18 protein-coding genes are annotated in these 15,391 nt (G+C 52.6%); 7 read left to right on the forward strand and 11 right to left on the reverse strand.

Annotated features, from left to right (window positions below):
* Window positions 1–29: 29 nt before the first annotated feature.
* The 6 genes from N6G83_RS37750 (at window position 30) to N6G83_RS37775 (ending at window position 6,731) form a co-directional block, all read left to right on the forward strand.
* Window positions 30–260 carry a hypothetical protein gene (locus N6G83_RS37750; protein ID WP_248006626.1) on the forward strand — a complete coding sequence of 77 codons (231 nt, stop codon included), beginning with the start codon at window positions 30–32 and terminating at the stop codon, window positions 258–260.
* A 396-nt stretch (window positions 261–656) separates the two neighbouring features.
* On the forward strand, window positions 657–1,208 hold the full coding sequence (locus N6G83_RS37755; protein ID WP_211135674.1) for a hypothetical protein: 552 nt from the start codon (window positions 657–659) through the stop codon (window positions 1,206–1,208).
* Window positions 1,205–1,495: a helix-turn-helix transcriptional regulator gene (locus N6G83_RS37760; protein WP_211135675.1), complete on the forward strand. Its 291-nt coding sequence runs from the start codon at window positions 1,205–1,207 to the stop codon at window positions 1,493–1,495. Before N6G83_RS37755 ends, N6G83_RS37760 begins: the two co-directional genes overlap by 4 nt.
* A gap of 13 nt (window positions 1,496–1,508) precedes the next feature.
* The gene (locus N6G83_RS37765; protein ID WP_409529733.1) at window positions 1,509–1,757 is read left to right on the forward strand and encodes a bacteriocin; all 249 of its coding nucleotides are present in this window, start codon (window positions 1,509–1,511) and stop codon (window positions 1,755–1,757) included.
* 9 nt (window positions 1,758–1,766) lie between these two features.
* On the forward strand, window positions 1,767–5,783 hold the full coding sequence (locus N6G83_RS37770; protein WP_260524116.1) for a hypothetical protein: 4,017 nt from the start codon (window positions 1,767–1,769) through the stop codon (window positions 5,781–5,783).
* 381 nt (window positions 5,784–6,164) lie between these two features.
* Window positions 6,165–6,731 (forward strand): hypothetical protein, encoded by a 567-nt coding sequence (locus tag N6G83_RS37775; protein WP_211135678.1) that lies wholly within the window; start codon window positions 6,165–6,167, stop codon window positions 6,729–6,731.
* On the opposite strand, the gene N6G83_RS37780 is transcribed toward N6G83_RS37775, so the two are convergent.
* From N6G83_RS37780 to xisR, 3 genes are read right to left on the reverse strand one after another with little or no spacing between them, the layout of a single operon-like run.
* Entirely contained in the window at window positions 6,728–7,012 is a 285-nt protein-coding gene (locus N6G83_RS37780) for an excisionase (protein WP_211135679.1), read from the reverse strand. The genes N6G83_RS37775 and N6G83_RS37780 overlap by 4 nt on opposite strands.
* Window positions 7,002–7,238 (reverse strand): excisionase, encoded by a 237-nt coding sequence (locus N6G83_RS37785; protein WP_211135680.1) that lies wholly within the window; start codon window positions 7,236–7,238, stop codon window positions 7,002–7,004. The genes N6G83_RS37780 and N6G83_RS37785 overlap by 11 nt, the downstream gene beginning before the upstream one ends.
* A 9-nt stretch (window positions 7,239–7,247) precedes the next feature.
* Complete coding sequence (xisR, locus tag N6G83_RS37790) at window positions 7,248–7,466, reverse strand: excisionase family protein (RefSeq protein WP_211135681.1); 219 nt, start codon at window positions 7,464–7,466, stop codon at window positions 7,248–7,250.
* Between the two features lie 102 nt (window positions 7,467–7,568).
* Here xisR and N6G83_RS37795 point away from each other — a divergent pair, with 102 nt between their 5' ends.
* Window positions 7,569–7,919 (forward strand): hypothetical protein, encoded by a 351-nt coding sequence (locus tag N6G83_RS37795; protein WP_211135682.1) that lies wholly within the window; start codon window positions 7,569–7,571, stop codon window positions 7,917–7,919.
* A 132-nt stretch (window positions 7,920–8,051) separates the two neighbouring features.
* Here the strand turns inward: N6G83_RS37795 and fis are convergent, their stop codons facing one another.
* The 8 genes from fis to N6G83_RS37835 all read right to left on the reverse strand — a co-directional run bounded on the left by fis (window position 8,052) and on the right by N6G83_RS37835 (window position 15,130).
* Window positions 8,052–8,348 carry a DNA-binding transcriptional regulator Fis gene (gene fis / locus N6G83_RS37800; protein WP_000462905.1) on the reverse strand — a complete coding sequence of 99 codons (297 nt, stop codon included), beginning with the start codon at window positions 8,346–8,348 and terminating at the stop codon, window positions 8,052–8,054.
* Window positions 8,349–8,369: 21 nt separating this feature from the next.
* Entirely contained in the window at window positions 8,370–9,335 is a 966-nt protein-coding gene (gene dusB, locus N6G83_RS37805; protein ID WP_037411678.1) for a tRNA dihydrouridine synthase DusB, read from the reverse strand.
* 355 nt (window positions 9,336–9,690) lie between these two features.
* A complete protein-coding gene (locus N6G83_RS37810; protein ID WP_260524117.1) occupies window positions 9,691–10,425 on the reverse strand; it encodes a carbonic anhydrase in 735 nt (244 codons plus the stop codon).
* Between the two features lie 191 nt (window positions 10,426–10,616).
* Window positions 10,617–11,498 carry a 50S ribosomal protein L11 methyltransferase gene (gene prmA, locus N6G83_RS37815; protein ID WP_024527981.1) on the reverse strand — a complete coding sequence of 294 codons (882 nt, stop codon included), beginning with the start codon at window positions 11,496–11,498 and terminating at the stop codon, window positions 10,617–10,619.
* A 10-nt stretch (window positions 11,499–11,508) separates the two neighbouring features.
* On the reverse strand, window positions 11,509–12,954 hold the full coding sequence (panF, locus tag N6G83_RS37820; RefSeq protein ID WP_024486309.1) for a sodium/pantothenate symporter: 1,446 nt from the start codon (window positions 12,952–12,954) through the stop codon (window positions 11,509–11,511).
* Window positions 12,944–13,186, reverse strand: coding sequence for a YhdT family protein (locus N6G83_RS37825; RefSeq protein ID WP_024486310.1), 243 nt, complete (start codon window positions 13,184–13,186; stop codon window positions 12,944–12,946). Before N6G83_RS37825 ends, panF begins: the two co-directional genes overlap by 11 nt.
* A gap of 131 nt (window positions 13,187–13,317) precedes the next feature.
* Window positions 13,318–14,277, reverse strand: a complete 960-nt coding sequence (locus tag N6G83_RS37830; RefSeq protein ID WP_024527978.1) for a sugar kinase — start codon at window positions 14,275–14,277, stop codon at window positions 13,318–13,320.
* Between the two features lie 10 nt (window positions 14,278–14,287).
* On the reverse strand, window positions 14,288–15,130 hold the full coding sequence (locus tag N6G83_RS37835) for a DeoR/GlpR family DNA-binding transcription regulator (protein WP_081375838.1): 843 nt from the start codon (window positions 15,128–15,130) through the stop codon (window positions 14,288–14,290).
* Between the last annotated feature and the right edge of the window lie 261 nt (window positions 15,131–15,391).

Genomic DNA, 15,391 nt, shown 5'->3' on the forward strand with positions numbered 1-15,391 from the left:
GAGGTTTAATTATTTTAAATGATTAATACGTGAGCGCCAGAGAGAATTTTTATGGGGTAAATATGCAATATATTAGCGTCTTTAAAGATGGTGTCGAGTATGAGGCGGAGTATTTTAATATAGATGGTGAGATTACAGTAGTAGGTGAAGGAGATACTGAAATGGTTGTAATGAATGGAATGAATGAGCTTCACGCTGCTAAAACTGCGCTGAGAAAGTTAATTCGTAATGGCAAAATATCGCCAAAAGAAAATGAATAAAATTGGTATGTTGTTGAGCATGAAATGCATGTTTCGCGCTGAATAAGCCCAGAGTCCACGAATATAGATCGTAGTAACCCCCCCCTGACCAGGGACCCAATACTCGGTGTGAACGCCGCAGCTCAGCATTCACTGGGACTCCATATCTCCATGGCCAAGTAGCGTACGAATTCGAGGCGGGGCAATGCTTAAGGACTGTGATCAATGAGCGAGCTCCGGGCATATACAACGCTACTCCCCCCCTCTTTTTTGCTTTAATCGCTAGCAATCGCATCTAAGGTGCGCTAAATTCCAGAAAGATGCCGGGGTATGCTTAAAAGCCGCCCCGGTTTTTTTATGCCCGCAATCCAACCCTGCCAGGTTCGCCTGTCGGGGTTTTTTTTATGGAGATTTTCTATGTCTGTGTCAGGAAATGAAGACCTTGTTGAATTTAATGAGAGATCGTTGGAAGCCTTGGGTAAAGAGGAGGAGCACGCTGAAGAGTATGGGCATGTTTTTGGTGGTTCTGAGGAAGATGTGGTTTATATCGGTGATAAACCAAAAAAGACAATAAATTATAAGGGTGGGCGTTTTACCTTCCTCAAGCTTACCCCTACTCCTGTTCCTGCCTCTGTTGCTGACTATCTGCTCGGATTTAAAGAGGTGTTCTCCACTGTTGGCGAAATGAATTCGGAAATTGTGCGTATTCAGCAACGCAGGCAGCACCAGAACTTGGTCGATGAATCCCGGCGTTTGGAGGAGCAGAGCCGCCAACAGCAACAGGAGGAACTATGGAAGACAACAGTTCGTATCGGAAACGACGAAATCGATCTGGCAAAGCTTACCAGTGTACAGATGCGCGATTTTGCAGAAGGTCACGGCATTGAGCTTCACCTTCTTCCACCAGCGCCCGCCGATATACGTATTTATCTCATCAATCACTTTAATCGTAAGGGGAAAACCGCATGAGTGAACGTGTCCTTCGTGAAAAAGCTACGGGTGAAAAAATTGGTGTAGGCCGTGATGTTCTTCGCCTCCTATGGAAAAGCGGCCAATTTCCTGCGCCATTTGAAATTACCGGACGTCGTGCGCTTGGGTGGCGTGAAGCGGATGTTGATGAGTGGATCGTCAAGCAGTCAAAGGCAAAGAAGCGCGCAACTGTCACCGTAATTAGGCATGGCCAGAATGAGCAAACTCTTTCCATGACCGATGCCGTGTCATTGCTAAGCGAACCCCTGATAGGGAGTGAAAATTAATATGGGATACGGATTGATTGATATTGCGAGCCAGACGCGACAACAGGCGTTGCAGGGGCTGAGTGACGTATCCGAACGTGAAAACCAGCGAGAAATAGCAAATCAACAGCTCAAAGACCAGCGCAAGCAGGGGCAGATGAGCATGGCGGGGATGGGCGCTGGGATGGGGGCTGCCGTTGGTGCCACCTATGGTGCTTGGGGTGGCCCGATCGGTATGGGCGTTGGTGCAGCTGTCGGTCTGTTGGCCGGTTCACTATTTTAAGGGGGCAAAATGGGCGTTCAAGGTTTGGCTGATGGCTTCCTGGCGGGTTTTAACACAGCAGATGCTGCTATCTCGCGCAACAAAGAAATGGGGCTGCGCGATGCGGCCCTACAACAGCAGGTTAAAGATTCAGATCGAAACTTCGGCCTGCGCCAGGCTGATTTCGATTATGGCAAAGAAAAGGATCAGCGGGAGTTCGGCTATAAGCAGGAACGCGACAAGGTTGGCGATCAGCAGTTTGGGCAAAAGCTCGCCATTGACCAGCAGCAGGTCAATATCAGTGCCGCTGGTGAGGCCAGGCAATCCCGGCAGCAGCAATTGGATACCATGGAAAAGCGTTTTGGCGGTGCAGTAATGGGGATCATGAATGCGGCCAGAGCGGGGGATTCAGAGACTGCAAATGCCATGTGGACACGTCTGCCGCAAGAGGCGCAACAGTTTTATAAAATCGCCAACCCAGGTTACATGATGAACCCGAAAGCGGCGCAAGGTTCTGCCTATTTGGCCAGTATGGGACCTGCGTTAATGAGTGGCCAGGTGAATCCTGACGATCCTAAGGTGATTTCGGCTGCCAATGAGGTATTAGCCCCTGAGCTCTCAGTGAAACCTGGTGAGCTCGCTGATGATGGCCAGCCAATGAAAGCTAGGCGGTTAACTCAAATCATGCCTGCAGACTCGAACGGCAATTATCACTTTGGTGTTGAGGTAACTCGAGCTGATGGCTCAACGTATTCCGCGCCCATCACCAAAAACCGTTCCACGGATCCTAAAGATGAAGTGCTCTCGCTCTCCAGTGAAAATATCATGAAAACGTTGGCGCAACGATCCGCGCTGTTTCGTACCCTGAACCCTAACGGTATTCAGGGAGGGGAAACCTACAAGCCACGTGATGAAAATCAGCCTTTTATGCCGGTACAGGATTTTATGCAGGTGCCTCAGCACATTCGCTACCAACAAATTAACGCGGGGAAAACAGCAGACGAGATTGTTTCTGCCTATAACAAAAGTGGTATGGAACGGCAGAACTACATCAACAAGCTGAGGAAAGATGGCCAATTTGGGATCACCGATCCCAATGCAGAACTGAGTGAAGCCAAACAAAATCAGTTGAAAACAGCCGGTTTTGCTTATCGCTTGCAAAACTCCCTCAATCAGATGGATCAACTATCGAGCGAAGGGGCTAGTCCGCGCACGGTAGGCACTGCATTCAGCACAGTTGGTGGCGGTGCAATGTCATCCATGCTGCTCAGTAGTAAAAACCAACAGTGGCAATCTGCTGCACGTGACGCCCTGGCGGCAGTATTGCGACAAGAGTCGGGAGCCGCTATCCCAGATTCAGAGATAAAAGCGTATATGCAGATCTATTTCCCACAAGCAGGGGATTCGGATGAAACGGTCAAAGCAAAACGCGGATTGCTACAAGCGCAGTTGAACCAACTTATTGCGCAATCGGGTGGAACGTATGATGTCATGAACCAGGCAATTCAGCAGCGGCAGAATGCGGCTGGTGGGCATGAAGTGCAAATGCCAATACCGAGCAATGCACAACCACAAGTTTCAGAAACAGAGCAATCCCCCGCTCCACCACAATTATCACCATCCCGGCAAATAATGGGATCGGCGGGTGTTCCCATCGTGCCGGAAGCGGTGCAAATGCTGAGAAATGATCCCTCTTCAGCCCCGATGTTTGATCAAACCTTCGGTGAGGGGATGAGTGAATATTTCCTTGGAGGGCAGCCAGGCCCAAAAACTGAGGGGCTGATCGGCAGTAGTCAGCCCGGCCAGAACAACATCACACCGCAGTATGCGCAACGTACTAGGCGTCCAGATCCTAACTCTGACGCTCGTGATGATGTCATAGCGCAAGCCCGGCAATCTGGACTGACGCCGGAAATCGGCGCTTCCCGTGAGTTTTCCCCCATGGGCCAGGATAAATGGAATGAGCTAAGGAGCAGCATCCACCGCTTGCCACCTGCGGAACAAATGCGTGTTGCAGAAATGATTACAGCCAAATTTGGCGGGAGTGCGCGGCAAGATGAGCAGGGTCGAATTTACGTTACTGTGCCTAGTGGTAAATACCTTCTCAATGCCCCAGGGATGACGCGCCAGGCTGTCGATAGTCTCTCTCAAGCGCGCCTTGCTCCCGGATTTCAATCAGGCGGTCCAACTGCCGTGGCAGTGGATCAAAATCCGTATGCTAGATTTGCCCCTCAGCAAACTCCTTCGCAACCAGGCACACAAGCCACCAGCACCCCGAGCAATCCTTACGCGCAGTTTGTGCAGCAACCTGCAGATCCGCAGCAAGGCGGTATACTCGATGATATCGCGCTGGGCGTGGGTGAAGCGGGAAAATCCATCGCTCAAGCTGGGGTAAATACGGTGAATATCATTCCTGAAATAGGGGATGCGGTGCAGAGTGCGGCAGCGTGGGTCGGTAAGCAGGTGGGGATCAGCGATGGCACTTATACCCCGGCAGCCCGATTGAGCTTGCCGGAGAGCCTACGGCCACAAACAACGGGTGGACAAGTGGCGGCGGAAGCACTTCCTTACCTGGTTAACCCTGCATCCTCGCTGGCCAGAAACGCATCAGGGGCCGGAGCGAAGATCGCAGGCCTGGCGGCAGAGAATATGACTGGTGTACTCGCAGCCAATAGCAATCAACAGGACGAAGGAAAGCTGGTTCAGGATATTGGTACATCCATGGCGCTGAGCGGAGCAACCCGCACAGTGGCCAATGCCATCGGAGCTGGGTACCGGGCGGTCAAAGGGCAAATAGCACCGGAAGCCAGAGCAGCGATCGACTTTGCGGAGCAGAACAACGTACCGTTGATGACCAGCGATATAAAGCAACCGCAAACTTTCGTAGGTCGTTCCGCGCAGCAGGTGGGTGAAAAAATACCATTTGCGGGCACCGGGCAGATGAGAGCCAATCAGCAGCAGGCTCGTTCGCGTCTTGTTGATGACTTCTCACAGCGATATGGCACCTATTCCCCCGATGATGTGGTTAGTAGCCTGAGGAATAAAACGGATACAGTCAGAAAGGCAGCCGGCGCCCGTTTCAATGAGATCCGCACCAGAATGGATACGGTGGGCAATATTGCGCCACAAAAGGCTATTTCTGCCATTGATAATGAAATTACACATCTTTCCAGGCTAGGCAGGGTCAGTGATACCAACACTATCGCCCGCTTGAGAGATTACCGTGAGGAATTGTCGAACGGTAAGATCACCTTCAGCCTGCTGGACGATCTGCGCACACAGTTCAGGACAGATGTGAGGGGGGAACGCACGGGGTTACCTGACCGCTCAACCGTATCCCTCAACCGTGTCTATGACGGAATGACCGAAGATCTCAACGCTGCAATACGGAAAGAGCTTGGTAGTCGAGACGTAGGGCGTTGGTCCCACGCAAAAGCAGTTTATGCGCAGGAGGCGCAGAAGATCAAAAACACCCGGATAAAGAACATCCTGATGAAGGGGCAGCTAACGCCGGAAAGCGTCAACGCCATGTTGTTCAGCAATAAACCAAGTGAAGTAAGGATACTCTATGAATCACTAGATGCCCGAGGACGACAGGCTGCTCGTGCTGGTTTGATTGCCAAGGCCATGGATGGTGAAGCCTCTCCCGATCGGTTCTTGCTGCGGCTGAACAAGCTTTCAGAACAGACCTCCATCCTCTTTAAAGGTGAAGAACGGCAATACCTCACTGGGTTGAAAAAGTACCTGGAGAGCACTAAACGCGCTTCTCAATCGTCCGTCACGTTACCTAATGGCCAGGTTGTTGCCCAAGGTGCTGCGGTTATCGGTCCGGGATTGGTGGGAATCTTTGCGGGGCCGGTTGCCGCGGCTAAAACGGTCGTTGCAGGTGTGGCTTATGGCAACGTTGCCCGAGCATACGAGAGCAATGTGGTGCGTAACGCCATGCTACGTCTGGCCAATACTCCAAGAGGCGGCAGCGCATTTGAACGGGAGGTGGATGCGGTCCATAGGGCTATCACCGCCACAATGCAGGGCATGAAGGAATGAGATCGTGCCAGGGATGGCTAAGGCACAAGTTTGCCAAAGGTATAAGCAAAATGGTGATACCTTCATTTCGGAAATCGAAATGCAGCTTCCAAGGGGGATTGGTTCTAAACCATCAGCCCTACGGGCCAGCGCAATTTTGCGTCGGCTGATTTCATTGATAAAAATGAATTAGCACAGGTTGAGATTTGGCATGTGAGAAGAAGTGTTCATAGGGAGCGCAAGACTGCGCAGATCTGCGAATTGCGCACTGCGCAAAATGGAACTGCCCGATCTGCACAAATCACCGCTTAACCCGCACCGGAATTGGCTCACAGCCATTCGCAAAACTGCGCAGCAAATTGCAAATAGCATATTTTTTCGCATTCATCCAAGGGGGAGGAATTGCGCAAGCAGACACGTCGCTATACCACATCATTACCCTGTATTGGCCCGGAGATCATCGCGTTCCTGAGGGATCACATACTGGCCGGAAATGCGCTTAAATATGAAATTCTGCGCGGTGCTGTGGTTATTACCCGGCACGGTGGCAATCTCATGGTGAACATGGGCGGTTACAGCTTCCCGCTGTTACTGACCACGACACAAGTGGGCTTCGGCGTGCGCTATTGGTACCAATGCCCCCAGTGCCACAGGCGCGCCGCAAAGCTGTATATCAATCCTGATATTCTTGCCTGTCGAAAGTGTTCTGGCCTTCACTACGCCAGCCAGAGCAAAAGCCCATTGCAACGCTGTCGGCAACTGGGGCGAAGAGTAAACGCAAAGACACAGGCACTGTGGCCGGATTACTGGAACCAGATAGCGCAGGTGAATTTTAAGTTATCACGTCTGCCTAAACCTGCCGGTATGAGGTGGGATACGTTCCATCGGCAGCGCTTGGAAATTATCCGACTTAAAGTTAAATATTGCTTTACCAGACAAAAACTTAGTCACCAACGCCCACCCCGCTAGGTACGTTTTTTCTTGGTGCCATTGCCATTAAGGAGCCTCTCCATTAAAGGCGGTAGTTTCATCCCGCTATCAGCCACAATTTGCTTTGATAATCGGTAGTTTTTCGGATTGATGTAAATGGCATCTTCCCGCACCCGATAAACACGCCCATGCTTCTCAGGCGCTGGGTAGATATAGCCGCCTCTTGCCCAGCGTTGCAGGGTCTGTTTTGTTGGGAAATCGCTGGAGTAAACTTTGTGGCTCCACTCCTCCAAGGTTAGAAATTTCACGTTATTGCCCATCCATCAAGATCCGCCTGAGTAGCGGAGAATCCCTCTCATTTATCACTGGTTTAGCCAAAAGCCCTACATATCGGGCCCCTGCTTCAACCATCCAACGCCGACCAACCTTTTTAGCTGGTGGAAAAATCATGTTTGATTTGGCGTAGTGCTGCAAAGTCTGTGGTGATGGTTTAGCATCCCCAAACTCTTCAACTGCCCACTCATGTAGTGTTTGCCACCTGGCCATTTAACTCCCTCATGTATTCCGGATCAGTCGGTTAATTTCTGGGTGGTTGTACCAAATAATGCCCCGCTGAGTTTTCTCCCCACTCGGTGATACCCGTTTGAAATGGATACCCTCTACCCAGCACCCCTGGCGGTATTTCTCTATCTGCCTAGCGTTGAGTCCTGTTCTTGCCGCCAGTGCATCTTCGACAATCCATTCATGGGTAAAAATTAGCTGCTCTCTTAACACGCCAATAGCTCGCTTTTCATTCTGTTCGGTTTGTTCGTTCGGTGTTCAATGTTTTAGCCGGGGTGTCCGGCTAACTGGAACAAACCTCAAGAGGTATCAAGGATGTCTACTATGAGCTGTGATAAATGTGTAATGGCAGGGGCTAAGATCGCTTCGAAGCATCGCTCTACACTGCTTGAGAGAAAGCGGACTGGTAAAAATGGATTGCATTTCTATTTGGTACGTGAAGACCAGATCAAAACCCGTTGGACGGAAAGCGAGGCGGTAATTATCAAAAGTGCAGCCGATGTCATGGCGTCCAATCCCGCAGTAGAAACGAACGTAGCGGCGATCCGAGGCTTCCTGGCGATGTTTGCCGAGGCTCCTGAGGTGCTGGCACATGTTCACAATGAGCTGAAAGCTGCAGGGCTTCCCGTTCCTGAGTGGCTACCATCATTGCAACAGGCTTCCTGAGCGATCTTTTCGATCAGGATTATTTAGAGGGTTACACTCGCCTGTGTATCACGTGGTGTATCACGAATAAAGAAAAAGGCGCTTACCAGATGAGGTAAAAGCGCCTTTTTTCAATACGTTAACTGACTAGTATCAGTTCATGCCGTATTTTTTCAATTTCTTACGCAGTGTACCGCGGTTGATCCCCATCATCAGGGCAGCGCGGGTTTGGTTGCCACGGGTGTACTGCATCACCATGTCCAACAGTGGCTGTTCAACTTCAGCCAGTACCAGCTCATACAGATCGTTAACGTCTTGACCGTTCAGTTGAGCAAAATAGTTCTTCAGTGCTTGCTTAACCGAGTCACGCAGAGGCTTTTGAGTCACTTGGTCCTGTGAGTTCACGGTTGAAACGGTCAGTACGTCAGAATTTACGCGTTGTTCGAACATAGTTCTGTCAGCTCTTTTTTGTTACGCAAGATTTTCGAAATATGCCTCCAACGCCTCCAGCTGTTCGCTGGCATCCTCTATGGCGTTGAATGTGCGCCGAAACTGGTCATTAGGGGCATGCTCCTGTAAGTACCAAGAGACGTGCTTTCGAGCAATCCGGAATCCCTTGCCTTGGCCGTAAAAGCCGTGCAATTCCCGAATATGCCCTATTAACAAGCGCTTCACTTCGCCAAGTGGCATCGGTGGCAGCAGCTCCCCAGTGTCCAGATAATGCTGGATTTCCCGGAAGATCCAGGGTCTCCCCTGAGCAGCACGGCCTATCATCAGGGCATCAGCCCCAGTGTAGTCGAGCACTGCTCTGGCTTTATGCGGGTCAGTAATGTCGCCATTCGCGATAATCGGAATGGAGACATTCTGCTTAACTGCCCGAATGCTGTCGTACTCCGCGTTGCCGTTGAACAGGCAGGCACGGGTTCGGCCATGAATCGTCAGGGCCTGTATACCACAATCTTCGGCCAGTTGGGCAATTTCTACACAGTTACGGTTCTCTGGTTCCCAGCCGGTTCGGATCTTAAGTGTTACCGGCACATCCACCGCGTTAACCACCGCGAGGAGGATCTGTCTAACCAGATCCGGGTACTGCAGTAACGCAGACCCTGCAAGCTTCCGGTTCACTTTCTTGGCTGGGCACCCCATATTGATGTCGATGATCTGTGCACCGCTGGCCACATTAATGCGCGCCGCGGCGGCCATATCATCAGGATCACATCCGGCTATTTGCACGGAACGGATCCCTGGTTCATCGCTATGTACCATACGCAGACGTGACTTATCCGTGCGCCACACCTCCGGGTTGGAGGAGAGCATTTCGGATACAGCCATCCCAGCACCCATTGCATGACATAAGGTTCTGAATGGGCGATCTGTGATGCCGGCCATCGGGGCCGCAATCAGGCAATTTGTTAACTGGTGGTGTCCAATGCGCATAGACAAAGACTGACCATACTGTGTCCGCAAGGGCGCGTATATTACGCATTTTTTCATTCAGATGAAAGGCCAAACTTTGACCAATCGACAGTTATTGGGCAATAAAAGTGCGCTTATGCACCCTTGATGAAAATATTATGTTTATTTAACAATGTGTTGTGTGATTGCGCTTAATTTTCGTGCGCTAAAATATTCCACTAACGACAGGATTTTATCTTTACGTGCCGGTAATAACAGATCGTAACATCAGGTTATTTGTAACATTCTCAGCTTAATACTTTGACAAATCGGCAAGAATGGTGCTGGGAATTACCGCCACCCCAGTGAGGGCAGCGGCAGTTGGCGCTGGCAAAAATCAATCGACGATGACGCGGCCGTTCAGCGGCTGTACCGGGCGATTGTTGTTATGGTGGACTACCGAGTGGAATTGACTGATTTGTTCGGCAGAAGCGCTTACAGGCTGATCTAGCACCAACCAGCTGACCCCTTCGGAGCAGGGTGGCGTCGTCAGTGAACCGCTGAAGCGGTAGAAGTTAAACTGTTTCGGCAGCAGCGCTTTGATATCCAGCGGTTTGTTCAGCACGGCGGTCTGATCGACAGCGGTAGGCATTTGTTGCCAGGCCTGCGCCAGTTGCGGATTGGCTTTACCTTGCTGGAACATCAGGGCCAGCACCGCCAGGGCACCGTCTTTGTCTTTGTAGACAAAATGTGCTTCCAGGGGGAACTGCTTGCCGTCGATCTCGTTTTCGCTCGGGGCGTGGAAATGGAACTGCTGTAGCGTGAAGGTGTCGTTGTCCAAGCGCAGGGTGTTGCCTTCGCTGACGTTGACTTGAATGGTGTGCCCGTTGTTGACGATTTGCTGTTTGCCCGGCTGGAAAGCCAGCTCAAGCTTGCCGTGCTGGGTTTTCAGCGCGCCCTGGATGTTGACCGGGGACTGGTTTTTACCGGTTTCACACAGTGAAAAATCGGGTGAAAGCTTACCCCAATGCGCCGGGTCTTCCTGGCCTTCATAGCCCCAATGAGCATGTTCTGCGGCACCGATCGAGAAGCTGGCGGCCAACAGGGTAGCCAGCAACATTTTTCCTTTCATTTCCTAATCCTTGTCCAATGAAAATACCAATTATCCTGGGTGGGCGGCTCGTATGCTGCGGGCCACCTTCACTCCGAGCAGGAGAATACGCCCAGCAAGTGTCGGGATAAACTGGCGGATTCTTAGGAAAAGAAAAAACCATCGGAACTGTTTAAATTTCCGATGGTTTTTGGCATGCGGGGAAAATGTAACTAGTTGCGTTGGCCGGTGATGCGGCACCATTCTTCACGCTCGGCCACCGGGTCGAGATTGAATTTATCCTGATAGGCTTCGGCTACGCTGGCGGCTTGAGTTGCCAGTACGCCTGACAGGCCCAGATAGCCGCCGGATTTTGGCAGGTCGCTGATTAATGGTGCCAGTTCACGCAGCGGGCCAGCGAGAATGTTCGCCACCACCACATCGGCCAGCAGATCGGCTGGCTGGTCTTTTGGCAGATACAGCTCAAGACGCTCTGAAACGCCGTTACGCTGCGCGTTGTCACGGCTGGCCTGAATGGCCTGGGGATCGATGTCGATGCCAATGGCGCGGGCGGCACCGAGTTTTAACGCGGCAATCGCCAGGATGCCGGAGCCACAGCCGAAGTCGATGACGGTTTTGCCAGCCAGATCCAATCCATCCAGCCATTGCAGGCAAAGCGCGGTGGTCGGGTGTGTGCCGGTACCAAACGCCAGGCCTGGGTCTAGCATGACGTTCACCGCGTCCGGATCGGGCACGTCACGCCAGCTTGGGCAAATCCACAGGCGCTCGCCAAAACGCATCGGGTGGAAGTTATCCATCCACTCACGTTCCCAGTCTTTATCTTCCAACTGCTCGATTTTGTGGCGGAAACCGCTGCCCAACAGCGGATGCTGTTCAAGTATGGCGACCACTTCGGCCATATCGGTTTCGGCATCATACAGGCCGATCACATCGGTATCGCCCCACAGCAGGGTTTCGCCCGGCAGCGGTTCAAATACCGGGTTGTCGTGGGTGTCCTGGAAGGTGACCGACACCGCGCCGCTTTCAACCAACGCATCGCTCAGGTCTTCTGCCTGGCTGCCGGTGGTGTTCAGTTTTAGTTGGATCCAAGGCATAACAATTCTCTCAAGAGGGTAAGGACGACGCCAACTGGCGCTTTTCGCCGTAGACGTTACCGAGATAAAACGCCAACAGGCTGAGTAACAGCGAAGGCACAATAGGGTGCAATCCGGCCAGTTGCAGGCCGAAGCTGGCTAATAGCGTATAGCATAACGCACCGGTGACCATTGAGCTAAGGGCTCCCTGCGCGTTGGCGCGTTCCCAGTACAGGCCCAGCACCAGCGGCCAGAGGAATACCGCTTCCAACCCGCCGAACGCCAGCAGGTTCAGCCAGATGATCATTTCAGGCGGGCGCCAGGCGGCCAGCAGCACCAGTAATCCGAGGATCAGCGTGGTCAGGCTGGAGAAGCGCTTGATCATCTTCTCATTGTTCATCTGCAGCGGACGCACGCCCAGATAGAGGTCTTTGATGATGGTGGCAGAGGATTGCAGCAACTGCGCATTGATGGTCGACATGATCGCCGCCATCGGTGCGGCCAGGAAGATCCCTGCGGCGTAAGGGGGCAGCACGGTGATCATCAACGTCGGGATCACCTGATCGGGGATCTTCAGATCCGGCAGCACCGCACGGCCCAGGGCGCCAGCCAGATGCATACCAAACATCAGAATAGCCACCACGATAGTGCCGAGGATAATGCCACGGTGCACGGCTTTGCTGTCTTTATATGAGATACAGCGCACGGCGGTGTGCGGCAGGCCAATCACGCCAAAGCACACCAGGATCCAGAACGAAGCCATAAACGGCAGGCTGAGGATCTGATCGCCGCCTTGCGGTGAAACCAACGCCGGATCGATCTGTTGCAGCTTATCGACCGCGCTATGCAAGCCGCCCGCCGCGTGGATCACCGCAACCAGCAGTAATATCGTGCCTATCAGCATCACCAGCCCCTGCATGGCATCGTTCAGCACGCTGGCACGGAAGCCGCCAAACGCGGTGTACAACGCAATACTGATACCAAATATCAGCAGGCCGGTGTCGTAAGGAATGCCCGCAGCGGTCTCCAGCAGGCGTGCGCCACCGATAAACTGAACCGTCATTGCCCCAAGGAAGGCCACCAACAGGCTCAGGCTGGCCAGCCATACCAGCAAGCGGCTCTTATAGCGGGCGAACAGCATGTCGTTAAGGGTAATGGCATTGTAGCGCCGCGCCAGAATGGCAAACTTTTTCCCTAGCACGCCAAGTGAAAGCCACACGGCGGGCAGTTGGATCATCGCCAGCAGCACCCAGCCGAGGCCGTATTTATAGGCGGCACCCGGCCCACCGATAAACGAGCTGGCGCTGATATAGGTGGCGGTCAGCGTCATGGCCAACACAAAGCCGCCCATCGAACGGTTACCGAGGAAATATTCACTCAGGAAGTTACCGCTTTGGCGACGGGTATAGGCATACACCGAGAGGCCAAATACCAGCAACAGATAGGCGATCAGCGGCAGAATGACCTCAGTTTGCATCGCTATCCTCCAGGGGGATATCGCGGAAGATGCCGCGTACCATCAGCCAGCACAGGCCAATAAACAGCAGTGGTACCAGCAGGCAGGCCATTTCGAACCAGTGTGGCAGCCCGGTGATCCCGGCGTTGCTGTCTGGTAGATAGGCCGCCAGCGACCAGGCCAGCAGGTAAAGCAGCGTCAGGCCCAGTGCCCAGCGTGCTTCGCGGTTAGCTTGAACAAAGCGTTGTTCCATCCGTGCCTCCAAGGGGTTTACGGTTATGGATTGGCAAAGGAGGGGATTTTACGACAAGGGACGGTTTTGCCAAGCCGTTATGTTGGCAATCGGGATAAAAAACCGGCCAAAGGCTGGCCGGTTGATGGGCTTTACGCCTGTTGTGCAATAAAATGCTCAATCTGCGCCAGGCTGGATAGCCCTTCCATCGGCCCCTTATGGGAAACCGCCAGGGCACCGCTGGCATTGGCATACTGCAACGCTTTTTCTGCGCTGAAGCCGGACAGGAACAGGCTGACAAAGGTCGCGCCAAAGCAGTCGCCTGCTCCGGTCGGATCGACCATTTTGCTGTTATAGCCTGGAGTGTGTAGCTCCTGCGTCTGGCCGTTTTGTTGCTGGTAATGGCTGGCCCCTTTCTGGCCGCGCTTGATCACGATGTGGCTCACGCCGCTGGCCAACAGTTCCTGTACGATATCCGCTTCCTGTTGGTTTTTGCTGCTGGCAAAGTGATGCACTTCTCCCTCGCTCGGCAGGAAGATATCGGTATATTCGAGGATGTAATCGAAGGCCTGGCTCATCTCCGGGATATTGAGCATCTCTTTGCGAATGTTGGGATCGAACGACACCGTCCCCTTATTGGCCTTGACGATCTGGATCGCCCGGCGCATGGCATCGATGATGCGGAATGAGAACAGCGAAGAACCCATAATGTGGAAATGCTGGCACTGGTTCAGCAAGCCCAGATCGATATGGTCGGCGGTAAAGAAGCCGCAGGCGCTGTTGGGGATATTGAAGATAAAATCGCGTTCCAGCGGGTTGCGATAGCTGACAAATGCCGTGCCGGTCGGGGCCTTGTCGATCACGCTGATGCCGTCGGTGATCACCCCTTCCAGACGCAGGCGCTCGATATTCAGGCGGCCAAAATCGTCGTTGCCCACGCAGCCAAACAGCGTGGAGCCAAAGCCAAGCCGCGCCACCTGAGCGGCATAGATAGCCGGTGCCCCGCTGGGGAACGGCCCAAGAAACTCGCCTGGCTGAGTGAATCCCTGATTATAATTTTTTGAAAGGAATTCAACCAGTAACTCACCCATCGTGCAGATGCTAACTGACATAAGTGCCCCTTTATTCCCCGATCGTTTCCCGGTTGGCCCAGGTAAAACATTCGTTATTGGTGTAGCGGATGCTGAAGTCGGATTCGAATAATTGCTGCTGATAATGTTCATTCACGCCACGGTTGGTCACCAGATTGTCCACCTGGCTGAGGTGGCCGATAGTCCCGATCGCACTGGCCTGAATGGGCAAATGGGTAATGATGGCGGTTTTATTCTGCGCCTTGTCCAGGCAGCGTTGGTAATGGGACGCCAACAGCGGCTGATCGATATTCAGGATGCCGGAGCTGTCCGTAATGCTGGCCTCGAGAATGCAGTGGTTGATGGTGAACTGTTGGATCACGCTATCCAACGCTTTACCGCTCAGCGCGGTATGCGAGCGGATCAACTCCCCACCCGCGACGATAATCTCACCGTCCAAAAACTGATCGGCCAGGATCGCATGCTGTAAGTCATTGACGATCAGCCGCAGCTTTTTCAGGCCGCTCAGGAACGGGATGATCTTGCGGCAGATATCGCCATGGCCGAGAAATAGCGTATCGCGATCGGCAATCATCCTGGCGCAGTGGCGGGCGATTTCCAACTGGTTAGCCAGCGTGAGTGGGGGCAGGGCGATCCCTGGTTCGGTCGGCTCCGCCAGCGGCTGCGTTGGGGTTGCAATGGCACCGCCAAAGGATCGCTTGAGGTAGCCTTGCTGTTCCAGGTAGCTGAGATCGCCACGGATCGTCACGCCGGAAACCCCTAACTGGGCAGAAAGATCGTCGACCTTGATCTCCCCTTGCTGGCCGACGATTTCAGCAATTTTCAATCTGCGTTTCAGCAGGTTAGATGACTTTCTGGGCACATTCGCCCCCATCGTTAAACGGTAATAAGGGCTACTATATCCTTCATACTTTCTAATTGAAAGTAATACCCTCGCAGGCTTTCGTTATTTTGAAAGTCAGGATTGGGCGAGTGCTTAGGTTTATATTTTTATTATTATTCATGTTATTAGGTGATGTTCGTGGGAGGGTATACGCCCGAGATAGGGTAATCTTCAGCGCACAAACACCGGAACATACCTTATGTTTCGTAATCAACATCTAGTTATATTACGTTTTGAAAGTTATTTGATAAT

The sequence above is a fragment of the Serratia sp. PL7 genome (assembly GCF_945957435.1).

Excerpts from the sequence above, each read along its gene's own strand:
- dusB (WP_037411678.1), bottom strand. The coding sequence starts at position 9,335 with ATGCGCATTGGACACCACCAGTTAACAAATTGCCTGATTGCGGCCCCG.
- N6G83_RS37760 (WP_211135675.1), top strand. The coding sequence starts at position 1,205 with ATGAGTGAACGTGTCCTTCGTGAAAAAGCTACGGGTGAAAAAATTGGT.
- N6G83_RS37785 (WP_211135680.1), bottom strand. The coding sequence starts at position 7,238 with ATGGCCAGGTGGCAAACACTACATGAGTGGGCAGTTGAAGAGTTTGGG.
- panF (WP_024486309.1), bottom strand. The coding sequence starts at position 12,954 with ATGCAAACTGAGGTCATTCTGCCGCTGATCGCCTATCTGTTGCTGGTA.
- N6G83_RS37835 (WP_081375838.1), bottom strand. The coding sequence starts at position 15,130 with ATGGGGGCGAATGTGCCCAGAAAGTCATCTAACCTGCTGAAACGCAGA.
- N6G83_RS37830 (WP_024527978.1), bottom strand. The coding sequence starts at position 14,277 with ATGTCAGTTAGCATCTGCACGATGGGTGAGTTACTGGTTGAATTCCTT.
- N6G83_RS37795 (WP_211135682.1), top strand. The coding sequence starts at position 7,569 with ATGTCTACTATGAGCTGTGATAAATGTGTAATGGCAGGGGCTAAGATC.
- N6G83_RS37755 (WP_211135674.1), top strand. The coding sequence starts at position 657 with ATGTCTGTGTCAGGAAATGAAGACCTTGTTGAATTTAATGAGAGATCG.
- N6G83_RS37770 (WP_260524116.1), top strand. The coding sequence starts at position 1,767 with ATGGGCGTTCAAGGTTTGGCTGATGGCTTCCTGGCGGGTTTTAACACA.
- N6G83_RS37780 (WP_211135679.1), bottom strand. The coding sequence starts at position 7,012 with ATGGGCAATAACGTGAAATTTCTAACCTTGGAGGAGTGGAGCCACAAA.
- fis (WP_000462905.1), bottom strand. The coding sequence starts at position 8,348 with ATGTTCGAACAACGCGTAAATTCTGACGTACTGACCGTTTCAACCGTG.
- prmA (WP_024527981.1), bottom strand. The coding sequence starts at position 11,498 with ATGCCTTGGATCCAACTAAAACTGAACACCACCGGCAGCCAGGCAGAA.
- N6G83_RS37810 (WP_260524117.1), bottom strand. The coding sequence starts at position 10,425 with ATGAAAGGAAAAATGTTGCTGGCTACCCTGTTGGCCGCCAGCTTCTCG.
- N6G83_RS37825 (WP_024486310.1), bottom strand. The coding sequence starts at position 13,186 with ATGGAACAACGCTTTGTTCAAGCTAACCGCGAAGCACGCTGGGCACTG.